This window comes from Trebonia sp. (assembly GCF_049794275.1).
In the GTDB taxonomy this organism is placed as follows: Bacteria; Actinomycetota; Actinomycetes; order Streptosporangiales; family Streptosporangiaceae; genus Trebonia.
Genome location: NZ_JBARCR010000403.1, coordinates 1 through 4,616 on the forward strand (window position 1 = coordinate 1; position 4,616 = coordinate 4,616).

General features: G+C 70.8%; 5 protein-coding genes. 2 read left to right on the forward strand and 3 right to left on the reverse strand.

Translation table 11 applies throughout. The features are described 5' to 3' along the window. Positions 1–1,113, reverse strand: a 1,113-nt coding sequence (locus WA805_RS10975) for an MFS transporter (RefSeq protein WP_425242291.1), incomplete at its 3' end; no start/stop codon positions are given. A 107-nt stretch (positions 1,114–1,220) separates the two neighbouring features. Between WA805_RS10975 and WA805_RS10980 the strand changes: the two genes are divergently transcribed. Beyond that, entirely contained in the window at positions 1,221–2,078 is an 858-nt protein-coding gene (locus WA805_RS10980) for a helix-turn-helix transcriptional regulator (RefSeq protein WP_422281354.1), read from the forward strand. Between the two features lie 4 nt (positions 2,079–2,082). On the opposite strand, the gene WA805_RS10985 is transcribed toward WA805_RS10980, so the two are convergent. Both WA805_RS10985 and WA805_RS10990 read right to left on the reverse strand, forming a co-directional pair. Then, positions 2,083–2,562, reverse strand: a complete 480-nt coding sequence (locus WA805_RS10985; protein WP_422281352.1) for a copper chaperone PCu(A)C — start codon at positions 2,560–2,562, stop codon at positions 2,083–2,085. Positions 2,563–2,566: 4 nt separating this feature from the next. Next, entirely contained in the window at positions 2,567–3,865 is a 1,299-nt protein-coding gene (locus tag WA805_RS10990; RefSeq protein WP_425242292.1) for a glycosyltransferase 87 family protein, read from the reverse strand. Between the two features lie 434 nt (positions 3,866–4,299). On the opposite strand from WA805_RS10990, the gene WA805_RS10995 reads away from it, so the two are divergent. Beyond that, positions 4,300–4,616, forward strand: a 317-nt coding sequence (locus WA805_RS10995; protein WP_425242293.1) for a hypothetical protein, incomplete at its 3' end; no start/stop codon positions are given.

Consider the following 4,616-nt stretch of genomic DNA (forward strand, 5'->3'; position numbering starts at 1 on the left):
CATAGCGCTCGGCTGCCTGCTGGCCGCCGTCTTCCTTTTCACCGAACGTACCGTGGCCTCCAGCGGCGGCAGCAGGTAGTGCGCTGCGGCCGGCAGCCGCCGCCAGAAGTATCCGCACAGCCCGAACGCCACCGCGGCGGGCGCGATCGTCAGCCCGGCCCGCATCGCGCTGTCGCCGAGCCCGCCCTGCAGGTCGATCGCGAAGCTGAACAGCCAGCCGCCGTAGGTGACCATCAGCACGAATACCGCCAGCAGCCCGGCGAGCAGCCCCGGTGACCGGAACACCGACAGCGAGAGCAACGGGTCGCCGCCGCGGGAGGCCACGGTACGTTCGGTGAAAAGGAAGACGGCGGCCAGCAGGCAGCCGAGCGCTATGCAGGCGAGCACCCAGGCAGGCCAGTTCTCCTGCTGACCGAGCATCAGCGGGAGCACGATCAGGAACACCGCGGGCACCGCCACGGCCAGCCCGGCCAGGTCGAGCCGCCGCGCCCCGGCGGGAGAGTCGGCCGGCACCACGCGCGGCACCAGGGCGAGGACCGCCAGCCCGATCGGGACGTTGACAAGGAACACCGGCCGCCATGACGTCCCGAACAGGTTCGCCGACACCAGCACGCCCCCGATCACCTGCCCGGCGACGAACCCCGAGGACAGCACGGCCGTGTACGCGCTCAGCGCGCGCGCCCGGGCGGCGCCGCTGAACCGCACCTGGATGACGCTCATGATCTGCGGCATCATCGCGGCCGCGCCGGCGCCCTGCACGAACCTGGCCGCGATGAGCACCCCGATGCCCGGCGCGAGCCCGCAGGCCAGCGAGGCGAGCGTGAACACGCCCACCCCGGTCAGGAACATCCGCCGCCGCCCGGCGAGGTCGCCGAGCCGCGCGCCGGTGATCAGCAGCATCGCGTAGCTGACGGTGTACCCGGCGACGACGAGCTGGAGTTCCGCGCCGGACGCGTGCAGCGACCGGCCGATCGTCGGCATCGCGACGTTGACTATCGTCACATCGAGGAGCGCCATGAACTGGCCGGCCAGCAGCACCACGAGCATCAGCCAGGACGCGCCGGCCTCCCGCTCGGAGGCGATCGCCGGCCTGATATCCCACGTCGAAGTCATGATCTCAGCCTCCGGCCATCCGCCGCTAACAGGAGAGAGCCGGCCGATCATGGTGTTGCGACTACCACCCACGCGTAAATGTCGGTGGTGCTCGTTAGGGTGGTTTCGTGGTCGCTTATGAGTCCATGACAGTGGCGCCGGCCGCCGGGCGGCGCCGGGAGGAACTAGGCAATTTCCTGAAGGCACGGCGGGCGGGGTTGTTGCCCGCGGACTTCGGCATGCCGGGCGGGCCGCGGCGGCGCACGCCAGGGCTGCGCCGCGAGGAGGTGGCGCTGCTGGCCGGCGTCGGCGTCACCTGGTACACCTGGCTGGAACAGGGCCGGGAGATCAACGCGAGCACCCAGGTACTCGACGCCGTCGCCAACACGCTGCGGCTGGACCGGGCCGAGCGCGAGCACATGTACCAGCTAGCGGAGGCGACGCCGCTGCTCACCGGCGGTCTGCGCGGCCCGGTGCCCGCGGAGGTCAGCGAGATCGTGTGCTCGCTGGATCCGCTGCCCGCCACGCTGACCAACGGGCGGTTCGACATCCTGGTGTCGAACGCGGCGCACGAGGACCTGTTCTGGGAGTGGCACTCGATGCCGTGCGTGCACAAGAACACGCTGTGGTGCTGCGTGACCGAGCCCGCCGCCCGGCAGAAGTTCCCGCAGTACGAGCGGGAGGTGCGTTACCTCGTTGCCCGGATGCGCGCCGCCTACGCGCGGCACGTCGGCGACCCGGACTGGGAGGAGGACATCCGCAGGCTGTGCGGCATGAGCCGTGAGTTCGCCGACCTGTGGTCGCGGCACGAGGTGGCGGACCCCGAGCCGCGCGTCCGCACCTTCATTCACGCGACGGCCGGGCCGCTGACCTTCACCGCGACCGAGCTGCAGGTCCCGGCCATGCCCGACGCGCGGCTGACGGTGTACACGCCGGCCGACGAGCCCACCAAGGCCGGCCTTCCGCTGACGCGCCGGCCCAGCTGAGGGATCAGTTGAGGAAGTAGCTCGAGCCGCCGGACTCGGGGTTCGTGACGAGCGCGAGGATGGTGATCGGCCCGGAGCGCGCGAAGGTCAGCGTCAGCGTGATGTCCTTGCCGTCCCGCAGCGGCCCCGCGCCGGTGATCAGCAGGTGGTAGCTGTCCGGGACGAGCTGCGTCATCGCGTTGGCGGCGACCGGGATGTCCGGCACGGTGTGGAACACGATCGGGCTGGCGCCGGGCCGCACCGGGGCGCGCAGCTGCACCGTTCCGCCGACGCTGGTGCGCACCGAGACCAGCTGGTCGGCGGTGCCGTTGTTCCTGATGTCCAGGTAGCCGACGGTCGAGTCCCCGCTGGACGGCATCTGGACGTAGGCGGCAGGCACCGCGAGGGCCGGCCCGCTCGCGTGAGCCGCCGAACAGCCGGCGGCCGCGAGTGCCGCCATCACGGCGGCGCCCGCGGCGCCAGCTGCCCGGGTAAGCCTTCGCACGCCCCTAGGCTATAGCGCGCGAAGAGCGCGGCTCACCCCGAGTACCCAGGGTCTTGTTGGCGTCGTTACGGTGCGCCGAGATCAGCAGGATGACGGCGGCGAGGATCACGTAGGAGCCGCCGATCACCTGCTCCCAGGCGGCCCAGTGCGCCTCGCGGTTCTCCGTGTGCGGGAACCACCACTGCGGCCCGGCGGCGAAGACGGCGAGCCCGGTGAGCGCGGCCGCCAGCAGGGCGCGGTTCTTGTCCTGGAGGCCGCGGACCGTGAGCAGGAGCAGCGCGGGCGCGGCCCACACCCAGTGGTGTGACCAGGAGATCGGCGATATCAGCAGCGCGGCGAAGGCGTTCAGCGACAGCGCCCACGCGTCGTCCGATACGGCGCAGGCCCGCCGCATGCCGAACCAGGCCAGCACAAGAACCACCGCGGAGGCAGCCAGCCACGCGGCCGTCCCGGTCGGCGTGCGCGGATCGAGCCCAGCGCGGGCGAGGACGCCCTGGATGGACTGGTTGGCGCAGAACAGCAGGCTGCCGGGCCTGGTGGTCTGGACGACGATCGACGTCCAGTACCGCACCGAGTCGTGCCAGTCCAGCGCGAAGCCGACCGCGGTGCAGGCCGCGAACGAGACAGCGGAGGTCCCGGCGGCCCGCCGGTCGCCGCGGCACAGGAAGAACAACACGAACGCCGCGGGGGTCAGCTTCAGCGCGGCGGCGAGGCCGACGAGCGCGCCGCGCGGCCAGCGCGTGTCAGGGAGCAGGCAGTCCGCCGCCACGAGCGCCATCAGCAGGACGTTGACCTGACCGTAGTTCAGCGTGTTCCGCACCGGTTCGAGCAACAGCGCGACTGGCAGTAGCCAGCCAACCGTCCACCAGGATCCGGCCCCTGCGCCGTACCGGAGGAACAGCCGCAGCACCACCGCGGTCAGCGCGACGCTGGCGAGCGTGAGCAGCGTGCCCGCGACGGCCATCGGCATGAGCGAGAGCGGCGACAGCGCCACGGCGGCGATCGGCGGATAGCTGAACGGGAGCCGCATGCCGCTGCTCGTCAGCGGCAACACCCCGTACAGGTCCCCATGCCGCAGCCACACCTGGCTGCCGATCCGGTAGACGTCCAGGTCGATCCGGTACCGGCCGAACCCGATCCCGTGCCAGGTAACGGACAGCAGGTAGAACGCGACGGCCGCGAGGTTCAGCGCGACGAGCAGAACACGCGCGCGGGGTGAGGCGGTACGTTCAAGGCGCCCCAGCAGGCCGGGGGGCGCCGGAGGCGACGCTGGCTGATCCAGGCCAACAGCCACGGCAACCATGGGCACTAGCCTCGCGGCCCGCCCCCGCCCGGGTCGATGGCCCTAGATTCCGAATTCGAGGTAGACCTATCTCCCGCCTAGAGGTGAACTCAGCCTCCCGCGGCAATCAGGAACCGGTAGCCAAGCAGGACCGCATGGAATGCCCGTTCACCCCGTAGTTGGTCAGCGAGATCGGTGACCGATTCGGCATGCCGCCGGTGCGCCTCGTAGACCGCCGGAGTCTCGCGGCGTCTGGAAGACCGGCGACCACCCCGCTTTCATAAACACCGCAGCAGCCTCATACGGATCATCGGTCGCCAGGATTGGCGTCAGCACGGCACCTGACTATCACAGCGCAGAAAATCTTGCCGACAGCCGCTCTGAGAGGCCTCGAATGTCGGACCTTCTCGATAAAGTGTTCATATAAGAAAAGCTCATTCGAACGGAGTGTCGTAGTGTCCGAAGCCTCGTTCCCCGGTCCCGGGCCAGACGGCGAGCAGCCGCCGCCCGGCATTCCGGCGCGAGACGAGACCGCGGGCATGCCAGCCGGGGTTCCGGCGGAGGATGACTGGGACGGCGACGCGGAGATGGCCGCCTACATCGCTGACCTGGACGCGGGCCGGGCGCGGATCCCCGAGGAGTGGGAGATCGAAGGCCCGGCCGCAACGATCAGCCTCGGTGACGCCGCCGACGTGGACCTGACCGAGCTGGCCGCGATGCTGGGCCCGGACGGGCTCGGCGGGGAGGTGTTCGCCCGGGACCGGTCCGCGGG